We start from the raw sequence: 17,631 nt of genomic DNA, 5'->3' as shown, positions 1-17,631 counted from the left end.
GCCTCAGGCTTCGACCGGACCGTGCTGGCGCAGGGCGGGACGGTGGCGGGACGGCATGACACGAACCTTCGCAAGCGACGGAAGAATAGGGGAACGCGAACGAGGGTCGGCAGGCGCGAGCCCGGCCATGGCACCCGAAAGTCGTTACGAAGCCGAAAGCCACTTGTTCCCGGGGCGCAACAGAAAGTCCGGCAACCGACAATCATTGCCGCCGCGGCTTGGGACTGGCAGGGCGCGTCGATGACACCGACCATCAGGCGCGCCACGGTCCGCGACGTTCCGGCGATGCACGCCATCCGGAAGGCCGCGCGGGAAAACCGCCTGTCCGAGACGACGCTGATCCGCGAGGCCTCCTACCTCCCCTATATCGCGTCGGGCAGCAGCTGGATCGCCGAGGATGCGGCCGGAATGCTCGGCTTTGCCGCGGTCGACGCGCAGGCGCGCTGGGTCTGGGCCCTGTTCGTCCGGGTCGGGGCCGAAGGGGCCGGGGTCGGCCAAGCACTCCACGAACGCATCCTGTCCTGGGCGCGCTCGCAAGGCATCGCCAACCTCTCACTCAGCACCGAGGAAGGAAGCAGGGCGATCAAATTCTACGGCCGCGCCGGATGGCAGCGCACGCAGACCGGGCCCGACGGCGAGGTGTTCTTCCGGCGCGCGGTCTAGGCACTGGCCGCCCGGGAAAAACCCGGACGGCCAAGAGTTCAAGTTAGCGCCGGGCCTTGCGGGCAGCGTAACGAGCGTCGCGCGCGGCCTTGCGCTCTTCTTCGGTCAGCTCGGGCTTGATCTTCGCCAGCCGCTCGGCCTCGGCGTCTTCTGCGGCCTTCTTCTCGTCGAGGGCAGCCTGCCTGGCGGCTTCCTCGGCGGCCTTGCGGTTCGCGCGCTTCTCGGCCTCGGCGGCCTCGCGCCGGGCCTGCGAGGCGACGCGGGCTTCTTCGGCGGCCCGATCGACCGGCGGCTTCTTGCGGAGCATCTCGATCTTGCGCTGCTTGGCTTCTGCGGCCTGCGAAGCGCGGTCCTGGAACGTGGTATTCGTATAGGCTTTCATGGGTTTCCGGTTCGATGTTCGGGGTATCGGGCGCTCCCTAGCAGAAAAGCTCGGGTTCGACGCCCCTAAAGGTCGCGATACCGCGCACGGGCAGAAATCAACGCCTGTTCGGTCCGGTCGCACCACTCCGCGATCCCCGCTTCGTCGGCGAGCAGGTCCTGCCGAATCTCGATCTCGGCATAGGGCAGGCGGCGATCGTAGGCGTGGAACGGGATCGTGTAGTCGATGATGTCCATCGAATAAGGCTCATTGTCCCCGGCATGAAGGTCGGGGTCGCGCGCGAAATATTCGAGCATGGCGCGGGCGAAACGGCTGTCGCCCTTGTCGTGGAGGATGCCGACCTTCCACGGCCGGTCGATCCCGCGCATCCGGGGCGTGAAGCTGTGCAGCGCGATGAGGATCGTTTCCTGGCCCGCCGCCAGCCGGCGCTCGATCGCCTCGCCGATCACCGCCTGGTAGGGCGCATGGATCGCATCCGCGCGCGCCGCCGCGCCCGCTGCATCGAGCGCGGCATTGGCGGCGATCGCCGTCCCGTCGCTCACGGGGGGAATCGAATCGGGCGCGCCGGGCCGCCGGTTGCAGTCGATCACCAGCCGCGAATAGGTCTGGCGGATGAAGGTGGCGTTCAGCCGTTCCGACAGCGCCTCGCCCAGCGCCGCGATCCCGATGTCCCAGGCGATGTGCCGCGTGCGCTCGGTCTCGTCGAGGCCGAGGTCCGCCATCCCCCTTGGAATGACATTTCCGGCATGATCGCCGAGCAGCAGGAACGGGGAGGGCGCATCGGGATTAAGCACTTTGACGGGTGGCGGCTCATCGGCGGCCAAGATAGGGGGATGTGGTGACGCTTCGACGATGGGCTGATTTTGCATGACGATCCTGACCATCTCCCATGTGACGCGCTACACGTACCGGCAGCCCGTATCCTTCGGCGAACACCGCATATTTGTCCGTCCGCGCGAAAGCTACGACCAGCATCTGCTCGAAGCCCGCCTGGACATCACGCCCGAGCCCGCCGAACTGCGGTGGACCCAGGACGTGTTCGGTAACTCCCTCGCGCTCGCGACGTTCAATCGCCGGGCCAAGGAATTGCGGATCGACAGCTGGATCCGCCTCAAGCACAGCCCGCTGCTGAACGACGAGGTCGAGATCGAGCCCTACGCCCGGCGCTATCCCTTCGGCTATTCGCCCGACGACATGCCCGACCTGCTTCGCTCGATGGAGCGCCAGCACCACGATCCCGAGCGGATCCTCGACCATTGGGCGCGCAAGTTCGTCAAGAAGAGCGCCGAGACCGACACGCTGGCGATGCTGACCGCGATGACCAACGCGATCCGCCGCGACTTCACCTACCTGCCGCGCGCCGAGAAGGGCACGCAGCGACCGATCGAGACCCTCCAGAAGCGCCAGGGCACCTGCCGCGATTTTGCGGTGCTGATGATCGAGGCCTGCCGCGCACTGGGACTCGCCGCCCACTTCGTCTCGGGCTATCTGTATAATCCCAAAGGAACTTCGGGGCGTGTCGGGGGTGGTAGCACACATGCGTGGGTCCGGATCTTCCTGCCCGGTTCGGGCTGGGTCGAGTTCGACCCGACCAACGGGATCGTCGGGAATTCGGGCTTGATCCGGGTCGCCGTCGCCCGCGATCCGGCGCAAGCCATTCCGATTTCCGGGACGTGGAGCGGGTTTCCCGCCAGCGACCTCGGGATGGAAGTCACCGTCGACGTCACGCTCGATGAGCAAGTCGAACCAGAAATCCCGGCCGTTCCGGCCACCGTATCGAGAAAGTCCTCTTAATGCTGATCCGCGCCGGTTACGACATCCGCTTCACGTGCAAGCAGCCGACGCCGATGATGGCCCTGCTTGGCGTGCATGAATCGCGTCACCAGTATCTCAAAACCCAGCCCCGGCTTCGCAGCGATCCCGAAATCCCGATGCACGATTATCGCGACGGTTTCGGCAACATCGCGACCCGCTTCGTCCTTCCCGAGGGCGAGACCTTGCTGTCGAATACCTTCGTGATCGAGGACAGCGGCGAGCCCGACCGGGTCACGCCCGACGCCATCCAGCATCCGGTCCAGGACCTGCCCGACGAGGTCCTCGTCTATCTCCTGGGCAGCCGCTACTGTGAGACCGACCGGCTGTCGGATACCGCCTGGGGCCTGTTCGGCCACGTCGAACCGGGCTGGACCCGGCTTCAGGCGATCCTCGACTTCACCCACAAGCAGATCGAGTTCGGCTACCAGCACGCCCGCTCGACCAAGACCGCGTGGGACGCCCACCAGGAGCGACGCGGGGTCTGCCGCGACTATGCGCACCTCGCGATCACGCTGTGCCGCTGCATGAACATTCCGGCGCGTTACTGCACCGGTTTCCTCGGCGAGATCGGGGTTCCCAAGGCCGACGCGCCGATGGACTTCTCGGCCTGGTTCGAAGCCTATCTCGGCGGCGAGTGGCACACGGTCGACGCGCGCCACAACAAGCCGCGGATCGGGCGCATCCTCATGGCCCGCGGCCGCGACGCCACCGACTGCGCGCTGACCACGTCCTTCGGCTCGGCGATCTTGACCGGCTTCGACGTCCACACCGACGAGGTCGACAGCATTGCCTAATCCGCTCCTCCAGGAGTGGGGAGGCCCGGCCGGCTCGCCCGATTTCGCGGCGATCCGCGCCGACCAGTTTCTGCCCGCGATCGACGAGGGCATCCGGCTGAGCCGCGCCGAACTCGCGGCGATCACCGGCAATCCCGCCGCGCCCACTTTCGCCAACACGGTCGAAGCGCTCGAGCGCTCTGGCGCGGTGCTGGCGCGGGTCCGGCGGATCTTCTGGACCTTGTCTTCCGCGCAGGCCGACGATGCGATCCACGCGATCGAGGCCGACGTCTCCGCGCGGCTGACCGCCTGGGGGCTCGAAGTCAGCCACGACGTGGCGCTGTTCGAGCGCGTTGCGACGGTGTGGAAGACCCGCGAAACGCTGACGCCCGAACAGGCGCGGCTGGTCGACAACAGCTACAAGGGTTTCGTCGCCGGCGGTGCCGCGCTCGATGCGGCGGCCAAGCACCGCCTCGCCGAGATCAGCACGCGCCTTTCCGAACTTGGCGTCATCTTCGGCCAGAACGTCCTGGCCGCGACCAACGAGACCGAGATCCTCGTCGCCGACGACGAAAGCGACGGCATCCCCGAGGACCAGTGCGCGCTCGGGCGCGCGGCGGCGGCGGCACGCGGCCTTGCCGGCCAGCACCTGTTCCGCGCCGACCGCGGGACCTACGAGAGCCTGCTGACCTTCGCCGACAGCCGGGCGGTGCGCGAGCGCGTGTGGCGCGCCTTCACCGGACGCTGCCAGTCGGGTCCGTATGACAATCTTCCGGTCATCGCCGAGATCGTCGCGCTGCGCGACGAGAAGGCACGGCTCCTCGGCTACGCATCCTATGCGCAATATGCGCTTGAAGATTCGATGGCGAAGACCCCGGAGGCTGCCGCCGGCCTGATGGACCGCGTCTGGCGCCCGGGCCTCGTCCAGGCCAGGCGCGAGGCCGAGGCGCTGCAGCAGATCGTCACGCGCGACGGCAATGATTTCGAGCTCGCCGCCTGGGACTGGCGCTATTTCGCCGACCGCGTCCGGCGCGAGCGCTTCGCTTATGACGCCGCCGCCGTTCGCTCGCACCTGTCGCTCGGCAAGGTTCGGAGCGCCGCCTTCGCCGCGGCGGAGCGCCTTTACGGGCTGCGCTTCACTCGCCGCGAGGACGTCGCGGTCTATCATCCGGACGTCTGCGCATGGTCGGTCGACAATGCCGACGGCACGCCGCTCGGCCTCCTCTTCACCGACTATCTTGCACGGCCCGAAAAGCACGGCGGCGCCTGGATGGGCAGCCTCCGCGTGCAGGAAAAGATGGACGCGGCGGTTCGCCCGATCGTCTACACCGTCGCCAACTTCACCCGCGCCGAGCCCGAGGACGACGCGCTGCTGACGCTCGACGAAGCGCGCACCCTGTTCCACGAATTCGGGCACGCGCTTCATGCGTTGCTGTCCGACGTCACCTATCCGAGCCTTGCCGGCACCGCCGTCGCGCGCGACTTCGTCGAGTTCCCGAGCAAGCTCATGGAGCACTGGGTCGCGTCGCCCGAAGCGCTGCGCGGCTTCGGCATCCCGGACGATCTCGTCGAGGCGATCGGCCGCGCCGAGACCTTCGGCCAGGGCTTTGCGACGATCGAGTTTCTCGCCTCGGCGATCGTCGACCTGAAACTGCACCAGACCCAGCCGCCGCCGACCGACATCGCAGCCTTCGAGCGCGACACGCTCGCCGCGCTCGGCACGCCCGACGCCATCGGAATGCGCCACCGGCTGGCTTACTTCACCCATGTCTTCGACGGGGGCTATGCCAGCGCTTACTACAGCTATCTCTGGGCCGAGGTGCTCGATGCCGACGTGTTCGAAGCCTTCACTGCGACCGGCAACCTGTTCGATCCCGAGCTGGCCGACCGCCTTCGCCGCGAAGTCCTGGCGCAGGGCGATGCGCGCGATCCGATGACGAGCTTCACTGCCTTCCGCGGCCGTGCGCCCGACGAGGCCGCGCTGCTCCGCGCGCGGAGCCTTGCCTGACCATGGCGGCGCGCAAGGCCTTTGACGAACTCTGGGGGCAGGGCTCGGGCGAGACCCCGCGTCCCGGCTTCGAGCAATTGGGCGAATGGCTCAAGAATACGCCGGTGACCGAGCTCGCGCGGCGACAGGCGATGGCCGAGGCCGCCTTCCGCAGCCTCGGGATCACTTTCAGCGTCTATGGTGACGAGCAGGCAGGCGAGCGGATCATCCCGTTCGACATCGTGCCCCGCATGTTCACCGCCGCCGAATGGGACAAGTTGTCGCTCGGCCTCGAACAGCGGGTGCGGGCGCTGAACGCCTTCGTCGCCGACGTCTACGGGCCGCGCCACATCCTCAAGGACAAGGTCGTCCCCGAGGACGTGATCCTCGGCAATCCGCAATTCTGCATCCCCGCCAACGCGATCGTGCCGCCCCACGGGATCTACACGCACATCTGCGGGATCGACATCGTTCGCACCGGGGCGGACGATTTCTTCGTCCTTGAGGACAATGCCCGAACGCCCTCGGGCGTCTCCTACATGCTCGAAAATCGCGAGGCGATGCTCCGCCTTTGCCCCGAATTGTTCGCGCAATTGGCGGTGCAGCCGATCGACACCTATCCCGACCTCCTGCGCGACATGCTCTATTCGGTCGCGCCGCGCGGATCGCAGGAACCGACCTGCGTGCTGCTGACGCCGGGCCATTACAACAGCGCCTTCTACGAGCACAGCTTCCTTGCCGACAGCATGGGGATCGAGCTGGTCGAGGGCCGCGACCTCGAGGTCGCCGACGACATTGTCTACATGCGGACCATCGAAGGCCGCGTGCGGGTCGACGTCATCTACCGCCGCATCGACGACGCCTTCCTCGATCCGCTCGTCTTCAACCCTGACAGCGGGCTCGGCGTGCCGGGCCTGATGTCGGCCTATCGCGCGGGCAACGTCACCATCGTCAACGCGCCGGGCACCGGGATCGCCGACGACAAGGCGGTCTACAGCTTCATGCCCGAGATCGTCCGCTACTACATGGGCACCGACGCGCTGCTCCCCAATGTCGAGACCTTTCGCTGCCGCGAGCCGCAGGCGCTTCGCTACACCCTCGAGAATCTCGAGAAACTGGTGGTGAAGCTGGTCGACGGTTCGGGCGGCTACGGGATGCTGGTGGGCCCGACCGCCAGCCGCCAGGAGATCGACGACTTCCGCACCGCGCTGATGGCCGAGCCGCAGCGTTACATCGCGCAGCCGACCCTCGCGCTCTCGACCGTCCCGACGCTGGCCGAAAAGGGCATCACCCCGCGCCACGTCGACTTCCGTCCGTTCATCCTGAGCGGGGCCGACCGGGTCACCATCGTGCCCGGTGGCCTGACCCGCGTCGCGCTCGCCGAAGGGTCGCTGGTGGTCAATTCGAGCCAGGGCGGCGGCACCAAGGACAGCCTCATCATCGCCGCGCCCGAGCTCCAGCCCACGGAGGAGCAGCATGCTCTCCCGTACAGCCGCTAACCTCTACTGGATCGGGCGCTACATGGAGCGCGCCGAGTTCACGACCCGGCTGATCGAGGCGACCCTGCGCCTGTCATCGCTCTCCTATGGCATCGATGCCGCCAACGCGACGTGGGAAAGCGCGCTCGCGGTGGTCGGCCGCGGTCCCGCGCCGGGCGACACCGCGCAACCCGGCGCGACCGCGTTCAACGTCTGCAAGGCGCTTGCGCTCGACCTCGACAATCCCAATTCGATCCGCTCGTGCCTGTCCCGCGCCCGCGACAATGCCCGCTCGGCGCGCAACGCCTTGTCCTCCGAAGTGTGGGAAGCGATCAATCGCGCCTGGCTCGACGTCGGCGACCGCACCAGTCCGGGCGGTATCCAGAACACGCTCTCGCTGATCGACACGCTCAAGGCCAACAGCCGGGGCTTCGAAGGCGCGCTTGCCCGCATGCTGCGTCACGAGGGCTTCTGGTTCATGCGCCTCGGCTCGGCGATCGAGCGCGGGGACAACAGCGCCCGCCTTCTCGACGTCAAATATTACCTGCTCCTGCCGAAGGAGCAGAAGGTCGGCGGGGTCCTCGACCGCGACCAGTGGACTGCGATCCTGCAGACCGTCTCGGCCCGCAACGCCTATCGGTTGTTCTATCACGATACGCTGAAGCCGTGGCTCGTCGCCGACCTGCTCATCTTCAAGAGCGAATTGCCGCGTTCGATCGCCGGCGCTTCGACCGAGGTGGTCGACCTGCTCGCCGAGATCGGTGGGCGGACCGGGCGGCAGGGCGAGGCCGACCGGCTTGCGCGCCTTCGCCATTCGCGGCTGACCGAGACCAACATCGGCGAGGTGTTCCGCAGCGGTCTCCACGAGTTCCTGCGCGATTATATCGAGGAAAATGCCGCGCTGGACACCGCCATCTCGCACCAGTTCCGCTTCCCCTGATGCGCCTGACGATCAGCCACAGCACGCGCTTCCGCTTCACGCGTCCGCTCACGAATGCGGTGCAGATGCTTCGACTGACCCCGCAAAGCAGTCTCAACCAGACGGTCCTCGACTGGCGGATCGATGTCGACTGCGACGCCCGGCTGCGCGAGGCCCGCGACGGTTACGGCAATTGCCTCACCGCGCTCTACGTCGACGAGCCCGTCACCACCCTGACGATCACCGCGCAGGGGCAGGTGGTGACCGACGACCGCGCCGGGGTCGTGTCGGGGCTCGGCAGCGAACTCCCGCCGGGCGTCTTCCTGCGACCGACCGCGCTGACCATGCCCGATGAGGCGATCGGCGACTTCGCGGCCGGGATCACGCGGAGCCTCCCCTCGACGCTCGACCGCCTTCACGCACTGAGCGGCGCCCTCGCCGAGCGCATGACCTTCGAGACCGGCACCTCGGCCGTCTCGACCACGGCCGCCGATGCCTTCGCCGCAGGCCGCGGCGTGTGCCAGGACTATGCGCACATCTTCATCACTGCCGCGCGCGCCCGCGGCATTCCGGCACGCTACGTCTCGGGGCATCTCTATCGCCGCGACGGAGCCGGTCCGCAGCCCGCCGGCCATGCCTGGGCCGAAGCCTGGGTCGACGGGCTCGGCTGGGTCGCCTTCGATCCCGCCAACGGCACCTGCGCCGACGACGCCTATGTCCGCGTCGCCTCGGGCCTCGACTTCGCCGACGTCTCGCCGATCGTCGGGACGCGGCGCGGCGGGGGTACCGAAGAGATGGAGGTCGAGGTGCGGGTCACCAAGTCGACCGCCCGCCGCCAGTCGCAGCGGCAGGGCAGGGGCGGCTCGTGGCAGAGCCAGTCGCAGGGCTGACTAGAGGGACAGCCCCGCCGCAATCGTCAGGGCGCCGACGATCCCAGACCGGGTGCCGAGCCGCGGCGCACTGACCAGGTGTCGTTCGCGGCCCGGGAGATAGCCGGCATCAAGTTCTCTCGCCCGCGTCGCCACCCGCTCGAGGAGGCCCGGCGCGCCCATCACGCCGCCGCCGCACACCACCGTCTCGACCGATGCGGCGGCGAAGATCGTGTGGCACGCCTGCGCGAGATATTCGGCGACGAGGCCGTGCGCGGGATGGTCGGGCGGAAGGTCCGACAAGGTTGCGCCCCAGCGGGCAAGGATCGCCGGCCCGCTCGCCAGCCCCTCGAGGCAGTCGCCATGGAAAGGACAGGTGCCGGGAAAGTCGGTGTCGCCGGCCGGACGGCGCGGATAGAAATGCCCCATCTCCGGATGCGCGGCGCCGTGAACGCAGCGGCCGTCGAGCACCAGCCCGACGCCGATCCCCGTTCCCACGGTCATGTAGGCGAGCGACTTCGACGCGCTGTGCGGCTGCGCGCCGGCTTCGGCGAGCGCGGCGGCGTTGACGTCGGTCTCGACCGCGACCGTGACACCAAGCCCGCGGGCAATCGCGCCGGTGAGATCGAAGCGGCTCCAGCCGGCCTTGGGCGTGTCGAGGATATGTCCCCAGTCGTCGCGCGCGGGATCGAGCCCGACCGGTCCGAAAGTGGCGAGCCCGAGCGCGGTGATGCGCGGCTGCCGCGCAAACCAGCCGAGGATATCGGCGACGGTTTCTTCGGGGCTCCGCGTCGGCACCGACACGCAGGCTTCGATCCGGTCGGGTGCCGACCCGATCGCGAGCACGCATTTGGTGCCCCCGGCCTCGATCCCGCCGAGCATCAGGCGGCGGCCGTCCCGGCAAGACGCACGGTCTCGCCGTCGAAGGTGAGTTGCAGCAGCGGCGCCGGACAGCCGCCGAAGCCATGCCCCGCGACATCGTCGACGAAGCTCGACACGATCCCCTCGCGCGTCACGAACCAGCTGTAGGTCAGCCCGGGATCGGTCGCCGGGTTGGTGAGGACGAGCCCGCCGTGGTTGAGCGGGGTCCAGGGCCCGGCAAGGCTGGTCGCCACCATGCCGTAGAGCCCGGTCGGGCCGGGGGTCAGGTCGGGCGAGAAGGTTGCGCGCTGGGTCACCCAGAAAAGGTAGTAGAAACCGCCATGCGCGACCACGTGCGCGCGCTCGAGTTCGTTGTTGACCCCGTCGGCGTGGACGAGCGGCGGCAGGAGCGCCCAGCCCTCGCCCTCGCGCCGCGCCAGCCCGACGGCTCCGTTATAGGCCGATTGCGTCGCGGCGAGCGACGCGGTGAACACGAGATAGTCCTCGCCCGTCGCGGGATCGCGGAAGAAGGCGGGATCGCGGAAGGCCTTGATCCGCCCGGGCTCGCCATCATGCGCATCGGCCGCGCAATAATCGTCGGTCAGCGCCGTGATCGATGGGCACGGCCGGTCCCATTGGCCGATCGTTCCGTCGGCCGACACGGGAGCGCTCGCCTCGAACAGGCGCTGCTGATAGCCGCCCGGCCGCTCCGACGTCCCGGCGCCGGTGAAGAACAGGGTGAGGCGCCCCCGGTCGAGCAGCGCCGAGCCGGCCCACTCGCGCTCGTAAGGGGCGGCATGCGGGGGAAGGACGGCGCCGCGATCGCGCCACGCGTCGCCCTGGCGCTCGATCCAGCGGATTTCGGCCTCGAAATGCCGCCGCCCGGGGTCGCCGCGGTCAGTGGCCGAGAGCGCCATCCACCATTCGCGCGTGCCGAGCTTGGCCACGGTCCCGTCGGCATGCTGGATCGGCCACATGTCCCAATAATAACGGCCTTCGCCGCCCACTGGCCGGCGGCGGGGCTCGAACTTCGGCACCGTCCCCGCCAGGCCGCCGTCGATGGCGGCGACCTGCGCCCTGGTCCACGCACTCGTCACTTGATCATGTCCTCGTCTGGCGGCGGGTCCGCGCCGCCCGAAAGCAAGCGCAGGACCGGTCGCGAGGGGTCAGAAGTCGAAGCGGACCGACGCCGAGATGGTGCGCCCGTTGATCGACCGCGCCCGGACGATCCCGTTGGCCGGGATCGATCCTTCTTCCGCTTCGGTGAAGCCCTTGGTGTTGAACAGGTTGTTGCCGTTGACCGACAGCGTTACGCGCTGGAGCGGGCGAACGTTGACGAAGGCGTTGACGGTGGTGAAGCCCGGCAGCTTCAGCTGGTTGCTGTCCTGCGCATAGCTGTCGCCGGTACCGACGAGATTGACGCCAAGCCCGAAGCTTTTCTGCTCATAGGCGGCGGTGGACTGGTAGATCCATTTGGCCTGGCGGCGCGGACGGTTGCCGACATTGGCGGGGCTGATGTTGTCGCGCGAGATGTTCGCGTCGGTGTAGGTCGCGCCCGCCGACAGGTTGAACGGACCGCTGCGGTACGAGCCTTCAAGCTCGATCCCGCGCGCCTTGTACGAACGGCTGAACACGCGCTGCGAGGTGGCTTCGTAATTCTCCTCCTCGGTGCGGGCGTCGAACAGGGTCGCGTAGAAAGCGACACCGTTGGCGCGATACTTGAGCCCGATTTCGGCCTGCTTGACGAAGTCCACCGCGACCGCGTCGTTGCGCAGCGCGCCGGTCGCCGGATCGACGTTGTTGCTGTTGAACAGGATGCGGTCGGCGTTGGCGCGGCCGCCCTTGCTGTACCGGCCGAACACCGACAGGCTGTTGTTGATGAGGTAGTTGGCGCCGACCGAGTAGGACGCATAATCGGTCTTGTAATCGACCAGCGCGGCGCCGGTGGTCGGAAGCACGCTGACCAGCTGCTCGGCGGGCACGATCACGCCGTCATTGTTCATGTCGCGCGTGACCACCGGACCGTCGCCGAAGGTCCGGCCCTTGGCGCGGGTGAAGTCCCAGCGCAGGCTTCCGTCGAGCGACAGGCTGCCGAGATCGACCGAGAGGGACGCAAAGGGCGCGCTCGTGTCGTAACCCAGGTCGTAGGCGCGGCGGCAGCAATTGCCGAAGAAGGACGCGCTGTAGCCGACCGTCCCGTTCTGCGTGATGCGCTGGCCGAGCGCGTTGCGGACGTCGAGCAGCACCGCATTGCCCTTGCCCTCGACCGAGGTGAGGTACGAGGTCCACAGCCACTCGGTGTCGATCTTCTGGTGCGAGTAATAATAGCCGCCGGTGAGCGTCGCCTCGCCGCCGGTGAAGGCGAACACCTTGCTCGCGCGCAGGTCATTGGTGAAGTTGTTGAGGTTCTTCAGCCGCGTGTTGAACAGCACGACATTGGCGGCGAGCCCGTTCCCGCCGAGCGACGAGGGGCTGGTGACCTGCTGCCCGGCCTTGTCGCCGCTGGCGTAATAAAGCGTCGAGCCCGCGCCGCCGATCGCATTGGCGGCGGCCTGCGCGGTCGTCACGCTGGCGGGGAAGGGAGAGACGAACGCGCCGCCGACATCGGCATAACGCGCACGCTCGGTGATCGAGACACCGCCCACGTCGAACTTCGCCTCGATGCCCAGCGCCGCGACCTTGGGGTGCATGCCCTCGTCGATGTCGAAGGTGCGGATGTTGTTGCTGCCGTCGAGCGAGACCAACGGCTGGAAATTGCGCGAGTGCAGCGAATCGCGGTTGATCGAGAAGTTGGCGATGCTGGTGTATTTCGGATCGCTGTCGCTGCCGGTCACGAGCACTGGATTGGGCAGGTAGCCGACCGAATGGTCGTCGAGATACTTGCCATAGAGCCGGACGTAGCCGCCGTTGAAGCGCCTGGTGATATTGGCCTTGATCTGGCCGCCGCGCGCGCCGTCGAAGCCGACCCGGCGCGGGCCGTCGCCGATGTGGGCGAAGCCGCCGACGTGGAAGTCGGTGCTGGCGTCGATCGCGCCGCCATAATCGAAGTCGGCGCGATATTCGCGATAGTCGACGCCGGCGGTCAGGCCGAACGATCCGCCGGGGCGGTCGCCGGTCTTCGAGATGAAGTTGACCACGCCGCCGGGCGAATTGGAAGCGAAGGTCGAGGCCGAGCCGCCGCGCACCGCTTCGACCCGCGCGACATTATAGTCTGTGCGAAGAAAGATGTCGGCGTTGCCGAAGGTGATGTCGCCGAACTCGAGGATCGGCAGGCCGTCTTCCTGGAGCTGGAGGAACTTGGCGCCGCCCGAGGCCACGGGGAGACCGCGGACCGCGATATTGGCATTGCCTTCGCCGCCCGAGCTTTCGGAGCGGATGCCGGGGATCTGGCGGATGAGCTCGGCGGCCGAACGCGGCGCGAGGTCGACGATTGCCTTGCTTCCGATCGAACTCACCGAGACCGAACTGTCGAGCACGTTCTGGCCGCGCGCGACGGCGGTGACGACGATCTCCGATTGCTCCGTGGGCGGCGACGGGTCCTTCCGTTCGGAGGACGATTCGGGTGCCGTCTGGGCAAAGGCGGGCGAGGTCAGCGCCGAGAGCGCAACGCTCGCGGCGAGGGTGAGACGAACGTTCATCGCTTAACTCCTCCAAAGCGAAACTCGTTACGGCCTAGCGTCGATGCAAACGTTTGCAACAAAAATGTTGCAATCGTTTGCATCAGGTCTGCAGCTGTGACACTTTTAGCTCGCAGTGCCCCGGCACGGGTTGGAGGAGAGGAAAGATGCAAGGGGCGAAACCGCGCCTGTCGCTCGCGCGAATCGTCGAAATGAACGTGGGCTTCTTCGGGCTTCAGTTCAGTTTCGGCCTGCAGCAGGCGAACATGGGGCCGATCTACGGCTTTCTCGGCGCCGACGAGGCGACCATGCCCCTTTTGTGGCTCGCCGGGCCGATGACCGGCCTCCTCGTCCAGCCGATCGTCGGCGCGCTGAGCGACCGCACCTCGAGCCGGCTCGGCCGCCGCACGCCCTACTTCCTGGTCGGCGCGATCATCTGCTCGCTCGCGCTCTTCGCCATGCCTTATTCGCCCGCCCTGTGGGTCGCGGCGTCGCTGCTGTGGCTGCTCGACGCGGGCAACAACGTCACGATGGAGCCCTACCGGGCCTATGTCTCGGACCGCCTTGCCCCCGACCAGCGACCGACCGGCTTTCTCACGCAAAGCGCCTTCACCGGCCTCGCGCAGACCCTGAGCTACCTCGCACCGACCCTGCTGACCGCCTTCGTCGGCAAGGACGTGATCGACAGCAACGGCATTCCGGTGATCGTCCGCATCGCCTTCGTGATCGGCGCGATCCTGTCGATCAGCACCATCGTCTGGTCGATCTGGCGCGTGCCCGAACTCCCGCTCGACGCCGACGAGAAGGCCGCACTGGCGGCGCGCCCGCTGTCGGTCGGATCGGCGCTCGGCGACATCGGCCAGGCACTGCGCGAGATGCCGCGCCCGATGCGCCAGCTCGCGGTGGCGATGCTGTGCCAATGGTATGCGATGTTCGTCTACTGGCAGTATATCGCCTTCGCCGTCGGGCGCTCGCTCTACCGCACCGCCGATCCCCAAAGCGCCGCCTTCCGCGAGGCGACGCTCACCGCGCAGCAGATGGGCGCTTTCTACAACCTGGTCGCCTTCATCGCGGCGCTGGCGCTGATTCCGCTCGTCCGGCGTCTCGGCGCGCGCTCGGTCCACGCCTTCTGTCTCGCGGCTTCGGGCGCGGCGATGCTGCTCATTCCCACCGCTTCCAGCCCGCTCATGCTGTTCGTCCTGATGATCGGGATCGGGATCGGCTGGGCCGGCATGATGGGCAACACCTATGTCATGCTGGCCGATACGATCACGCCCGAGCGGACCGGGATCTACATGGGCATCTTCAACATGTTCATCGTCATCCCGATGCTGATCGAGACGCTGACCATGCCGATCATCTACCAGCCGTTGCTTGGCGGGGATCCGCGCCACGCGCTGATCCTTGGCGGCGTCCTCATGGTGATCGGCGCGGTCGCGACCCTATTCGTCCAGTGCGGTGCGCGCCCCGTGACGCTTCGTCCCGCGGTCGCTGGTTCTGCCGGGGTCTGACCTGCTAGGGAGCGCCCGTGAGCCCGACCCGAACCAGCGACCAGCCCCCCGTCCGCACGCTGAGCGATCTTGCCAAGATCGCCGGCGTGTCGGCGGGCACGGTCAGCCGGGCGCTCGCGGGCAACAGCCTCGTCAACGACGCCACCCGTGACCGCATCGTCGCGCTCGCCCGTGCCCATGGCTTCCGCCCCAACCAGATGGCGAGCAGCCTCCGCCGGCAAAAGACCGACGTCATCGGGATCGTGATCCCGCTCGGGCACGACCAGCGCCAGCAGATCAGCGATGCCTTCTTCATGACCTTGCTCGGCCATCTCGCCGACGCGCTCACCGAACGCGGCTACGACCTCATGCTCCGCCGCGTGTTGCCCGACCGCGACGAGGACTGGCTAGACCGCTTCATCGGCTCGGGGATGATCGACGGCGTGATCGTGATCGGCCAGTCCGACCAGCTCGAGCGGATCGAGGAAGCCGCCGCGAACTTCCGTCCGATGGTGGTGTGGGGCGACCATGCGCAGGGTCAGCAGCATTGTGTCGTCGGCACCGACAACCGGCTCGGCGGGAAGCTGGCAGCCGAGCGCCTGATCGCGGGCGGCGCGCGCCACATCTATTTCCTGGGCGACGTCTCCGCGGTCGAGTTCGCCGCGCGCTTCGCCGGGGCGACTGACGCCGCCGAAGGCCACGGCGTCGCGATCACCCCGCTCACCAACCACCTTTCGGCCGACCGGCTCGAGGCCGAGGTCGCCGGCAATCTCGACCGGCCGCTCGGCCCCGGCGACGCCATCTTCGCCGCCAGCGACATGCTCGCGGTCGCGGCGCTCGCACGGCTCCGGACACGCGGCATCGACGTCCCCGGGACGGTCAAGGTGATCGGTTTCGACGACCTGCCCTTTGCCGCCCAGACCTCGCCGCCGCTGACGACCATCCGCCAGGACATTCGCGCGGGTGCCTTCGCCATGGTCGACCGCCTGATGCGCCGCCTCGACGGCGCGGATGCGCCGAGCATCGTCCTTCCCCCGACGCTGGTCGAGCGGGGAACCGCCTGAGGGCAGGGGACCAGGGCCCCGCGGCCGGTCTGGCCACAGAGGGCAATTCCGGCTAGGGCGCGGACATTCGCAAGGACCCGGTGCAACTCCGGGTGGCTATTCCGGCCGCCAATCCGCCGGACAACATCACGCACCTCACCATCCAGCGCCTCAGGGGCGCCGTGCGTTCTGATGTGGAAAATCCAATGACCATCCTTTCTGCTCGCCTTCGCCAGCAATGGCTCGGCGGCAACGCCTCCCCCCGGCACGAGCTGCTTGCCGGGATCGTGGTCGCGCTCGCACTGATCCCCGAAGCCATCGGCTTCTCGATCATCGCCGGGGTCGATCCGCGCGTCGGCCTCTACGCGTCCGTGGCGATCGCCATGGTGGTCGCCTTCACCGGCGGACGCCCGGGCATGATTTCCGCCGCGACGGCCGCCGTCGCCGTGCTCGTCGGACCGCTCGTTCGCGAGCACGGCGTCGAGTATCTGTTCGCGGCGACGATCCTGATGGGGCTCATCCAGATCGTCGCCGGCCTGGCCCGGCTCGACCTGCTGATGCAGTTCGTGTCGCGCTCGGTCATCACCGGCTTCGTCAACGCCCTCGCGATCCTGATCTTCATGGCGCAGCTGCCGCAGCTGACGAACGTGACGTGGCAGGCTTATGCGATGGTCGCCGGCGGGCTGGCCATCATCTACCTTCTCCCGCGCCTCACCAGGGCCGTTCCGTCGCCACTGGTCGCCATCCTGTTCCTGTCGGTCATCTCGATCGCGACCGGAGCGCCGGTCAACAGTGTCGGTGACATGGGGCAACTGCCCGAAGGCCTGCCGAGCTTCGCCCTTCCCGACGTACCGCTGACGCTCGAGACCCTCCGGATCATCCTGCCCTATTCGCTGGCGATGGCGGCAGTGGGGCTCCTCGAGTCGCTGCTGACGGCGCAGATCGTCGATGACATGACCCACAGCGACAGCGACAAGCGCCGCGAGTGCGGCGGGCAGGGCGCCGCCAATATCGCGGCCGCGCTCGTCGGCGGCATGGGCGGCTGCGCGATGATCGGCCAGTCGGTCATCAACGTCACCTCCGGCGGGCGAGGCCGCCTGTCGACCTTCACCGCCGGCGCATTCCTCCTGTTCCTGCTCGCCGTATTGGGGCCGTTCGTCGGACAAATCCCGATGCCCGCGCTGGTCGCGGTCATGATCATGGTGTCGATCGGGACGTTCAGCTGGAATTCGATTCCCAACCTCCGTCATCACCCCTGGCCATCGTCGGTGGTGATGCTGACGACGGTGGTCGTGGTGGTCGCGACGCACGACCTGTCGATGGGCGTGCTCGCGGGTGTGCTGCTGTCAGGCATCTTCTTTGCCGGCAAGGTGCAGCGCCTGTTCGCGGTCGAGCGGACCATTTCCTCGGACGGGTACACCGCCACTTACCGGGTCTCGGGCCAGATCTTCTTCGCGTCGGTGGATCGCTTCGTCCGCGCTTTCCAGGTAGAGGAGAGCGCGCCGAATATCCTCATCGACATGACGGCCGCGCATTTCTGGGACATCTCGGCCGTCGGCGCGCTGGACAAGGTCATCGCGCGCCTGCGCCGCGAGGGCCGGACCGTCGAGACGATTGGCGTCAACCGGGCCAGTGCGAACCTCGTCAGCCGGTTCGCGCTGCACGACAAGACGGGGGTCGAGATCGGCGTCGTGCCGCACTGAGTGGTGCGGTGACGAGGCCCGGCCTTCGCCG

At 67.8% G+C, this 17,631-nt stretch carries 15 protein-coding genes and 1 other annotated feature; of the genes, 10 read left to right on the top strand and 5 right to left on the bottom strand.

Annotated features, from left to right (window positions below):
- Window positions 1-240: 240 nt before the first annotated feature.
- The gene (locus ABD693_RS12405) at window positions 241-663 is read left to right on the top strand and encodes a GNAT family N-acetyltransferase (RefSeq protein WP_344697384.1); all 423 of its coding nucleotides are present in this window, start codon (window positions 241-243) and stop codon (window positions 661-663) included.
- Window positions 664-706: 43 nt separating this feature from the next.
- Here ABD693_RS12405 and ABD693_RS12400 read toward each other — a convergent pair whose 3' ends face one another.
- Complete coding sequence (locus ABD693_RS12400; protein ID WP_344697383.1) at window positions 707-1,045, bottom strand: DUF6481 family protein; 339 nt, start codon at window positions 1,043-1,045, stop codon at window positions 707-709.
- A gap of 65 nt (window positions 1,046-1,110) precedes the next feature.
- The gene (locus tag ABD693_RS12395) at window positions 1,111-1,839 is read right to left on the bottom strand and encodes an N-formylglutamate amidohydrolase (protein WP_344697382.1); all 729 of its coding nucleotides are present in this window, start codon (window positions 1,837-1,839) and stop codon (window positions 1,111-1,113) included.
- A gap of 73 nt (window positions 1,840-1,912) precedes the next feature.
- Between ABD693_RS12395 and ABD693_RS12390 the strand changes: the two genes are divergently transcribed.
- The 6 genes from ABD693_RS12390 to ABD693_RS12365 are packed head-to-tail and all read left to right on the top strand — an operon-like array spanning window position 1,913 to window position 8,907.
- The gene (locus tag ABD693_RS12390; RefSeq protein WP_344697381.1) at window positions 1,913-2,839 is read left to right on the top strand and encodes a transglutaminase family protein; all 927 of its coding nucleotides are present in this window, start codon (window positions 1,913-1,915) and stop codon (window positions 2,837-2,839) included.
- Window positions 2,839-3,654 (top strand): transglutaminase-like domain-containing protein, encoded by an 816-nt coding sequence (locus ABD693_RS12385; protein WP_344697380.1) that lies wholly within the window; start codon window positions 2,839-2,841, stop codon window positions 3,652-3,654. The genes ABD693_RS12390 and ABD693_RS12385 overlap by 1 nt, the downstream gene beginning before the upstream one ends.
- Window positions 3,647-5,641, top strand: coding sequence for a M3 family metallopeptidase (locus ABD693_RS12380; RefSeq protein ID WP_344697379.1), 1,995 nt, complete (start codon window positions 3,647-3,649; stop codon window positions 5,639-5,641). The genes ABD693_RS12385 and ABD693_RS12380 overlap by 8 nt, the downstream gene beginning before the upstream one ends.
- Before the next feature lie 2 nt (window positions 5,642-5,643).
- Complete coding sequence (locus ABD693_RS12375) at window positions 5,644-7,119, top strand: circularly permuted type 2 ATP-grasp protein (protein WP_344697378.1); 1,476 nt, start codon at window positions 5,644-5,646, stop codon at window positions 7,117-7,119.
- Entirely contained in the window at window positions 7,097-8,038 is a 942-nt protein-coding gene (locus ABD693_RS12370; protein WP_344697377.1) for an alpha-E domain-containing protein, read from the top strand. The genes ABD693_RS12375 and ABD693_RS12370 overlap by 23 nt, the downstream gene beginning before the upstream one ends.
- A complete protein-coding gene (locus ABD693_RS12365) occupies window positions 8,038-8,907 on the top strand; it encodes a transglutaminase family protein (RefSeq protein WP_344697376.1) in 870 nt (289 codons plus the stop codon). Before ABD693_RS12370 ends, ABD693_RS12365 begins: the two co-directional genes overlap by 1 nt.
- Here ABD693_RS12365 and ABD693_RS12360 read toward each other — a convergent pair whose 3' ends face one another.
- From ABD693_RS12360 to ABD693_RS12350, 3 genes are all read right to left on the bottom strand, one after another.
- A complete protein-coding gene (locus ABD693_RS12360; protein WP_344697375.1) occupies window positions 8,908-9,768 on the bottom strand; it encodes an ROK family protein in 861 nt (286 codons plus the stop codon).
- Window positions 9,768-10,844, bottom strand: coding sequence for a glycoside hydrolase family 68 protein (locus ABD693_RS12355; RefSeq protein ID WP_344697374.1), 1,077 nt, complete (start codon window positions 10,842-10,844; stop codon window positions 9,768-9,770). The genes ABD693_RS12360 and ABD693_RS12355 overlap by 1 nt, the downstream gene beginning before the upstream one ends.
- Before the next feature lie 69 nt (window positions 10,845-10,913).
- Window positions 10,914-13,385: a TonB-dependent receptor domain-containing protein gene (locus ABD693_RS12350; RefSeq protein WP_344697373.1), complete on the bottom strand. Its 2,472-nt coding sequence runs from the start codon at window positions 13,383-13,385 to the stop codon at window positions 10,914-10,916.
- 146 nt (window positions 13,386-13,531) lie between these two features.
- Between ABD693_RS12350 and ABD693_RS12345 the strand changes: the two genes are divergently transcribed.
- The 3 genes from ABD693_RS12345 (at window position 13,532) to ABD693_RS12335 (ending at window position 17,600) form a co-directional block, all read left to right on the top strand.
- Window positions 13,532-14,875, top strand: a complete 1,344-nt coding sequence (locus tag ABD693_RS12345; RefSeq protein WP_344697372.1) for an MFS transporter — start codon at window positions 13,532-13,534, stop codon at window positions 14,873-14,875.
- A gap of 17 nt (window positions 14,876-14,892) precedes the next feature.
- Complete coding sequence (locus ABD693_RS12340; protein WP_344697371.1) at window positions 14,893-15,918, top strand: LacI family DNA-binding transcriptional regulator; 1,026 nt, start codon at window positions 14,893-14,895, stop codon at window positions 15,916-15,918.
- 70 nt (window positions 15,919-15,988) lie between these two features.
- Window positions 15,989-16,044 (top strand) — a sequence feature (sul1 is cis-regulatory element that is thought to sense ions involved in sulfur or methionine metabolism; They are found in Alphaproteobacteria).
- A gap of 59 nt (window positions 16,045-16,103) precedes the next feature.
- Window positions 16,104-17,600 carry a SulP family inorganic anion transporter gene (locus ABD693_RS12335; RefSeq protein WP_344697370.1) on the top strand — a complete coding sequence of 499 codons (1,497 nt, stop codon included), beginning with the start codon at window positions 16,104-16,106 and terminating at the stop codon, window positions 17,598-17,600.
- Window positions 17,601-17,631: the final 31 nt, after the last annotated feature.

Source organism: Sphingomonas rosea, assembly GCF_039538065.1.
GTDB lineage: Bacteria > Pseudomonadota > Alphaproteobacteria > Sphingomonadales > Sphingomonadaceae > Sphingomicrobium > Sphingomicrobium rosea.
Note: the sequence above shows the minus strand (reverse complement) of the source record. Positions and strands in the feature narration are given on the sequence as shown.

Bases quoted from the DNA above. Each gene is read 5' to 3' on its own strand.
- ABD693_RS12405 (WP_344697384.1), top strand. From the start codon at position 241: ATGACACCGACCATCAGGCGCGCCACGGTCCGCGACGTTCCGGCGATG.
- ABD693_RS12400 (WP_344697383.1), bottom strand. From the start codon at position 1,045: ATGAAAGCCTATACGAATACCACGTTCCAGGACCGCGCTTCGCAGGCC.
- ABD693_RS12390 (WP_344697381.1), top strand. From the start codon at position 1,913: ATGACGATCCTGACCATCTCCCATGTGACGCGCTACACGTACCGGCAG.
- ABD693_RS12385 (WP_344697380.1), top strand. From the start codon at position 2,839: ATGCTGATCCGCGCCGGTTACGACATCCGCTTCACGTGCAAGCAGCCG.
- ABD693_RS12375 (WP_344697378.1), top strand. From the start codon at position 5,644: ATGGCGGCGCGCAAGGCCTTTGACGAACTCTGGGGGCAGGGCTCGGGC.
- ABD693_RS12370 (WP_344697377.1), top strand. From the start codon at position 7,097: ATGCTCTCCCGTACAGCCGCTAACCTCTACTGGATCGGGCGCTACATG.
- ABD693_RS12365 (WP_344697376.1), top strand. From the start codon at position 8,038: ATGCGCCTGACGATCAGCCACAGCACGCGCTTCCGCTTCACGCGTCCG.
- ABD693_RS12360 (WP_344697375.1), bottom strand. From the start codon at position 9,768: ATGCTCGGCGGGATCGAGGCCGGGGGCACCAAATGCGTGCTCGCGATC.
- ABD693_RS12350 (WP_344697373.1), bottom strand. From the start codon at position 13,385: ATGAACGTTCGTCTCACCCTCGCCGCGAGCGTTGCGCTCTCGGCGCTG.
- ABD693_RS12345 (WP_344697372.1), top strand. From the start codon at position 13,532: ATGCAAGGGGCGAAACCGCGCCTGTCGCTCGCGCGAATCGTCGAAATG.
- ABD693_RS12335 (WP_344697370.1), top strand. From the start codon at position 16,104: ATGACCATCCTTTCTGCTCGCCTTCGCCAGCAATGGCTCGGCGGCAAC.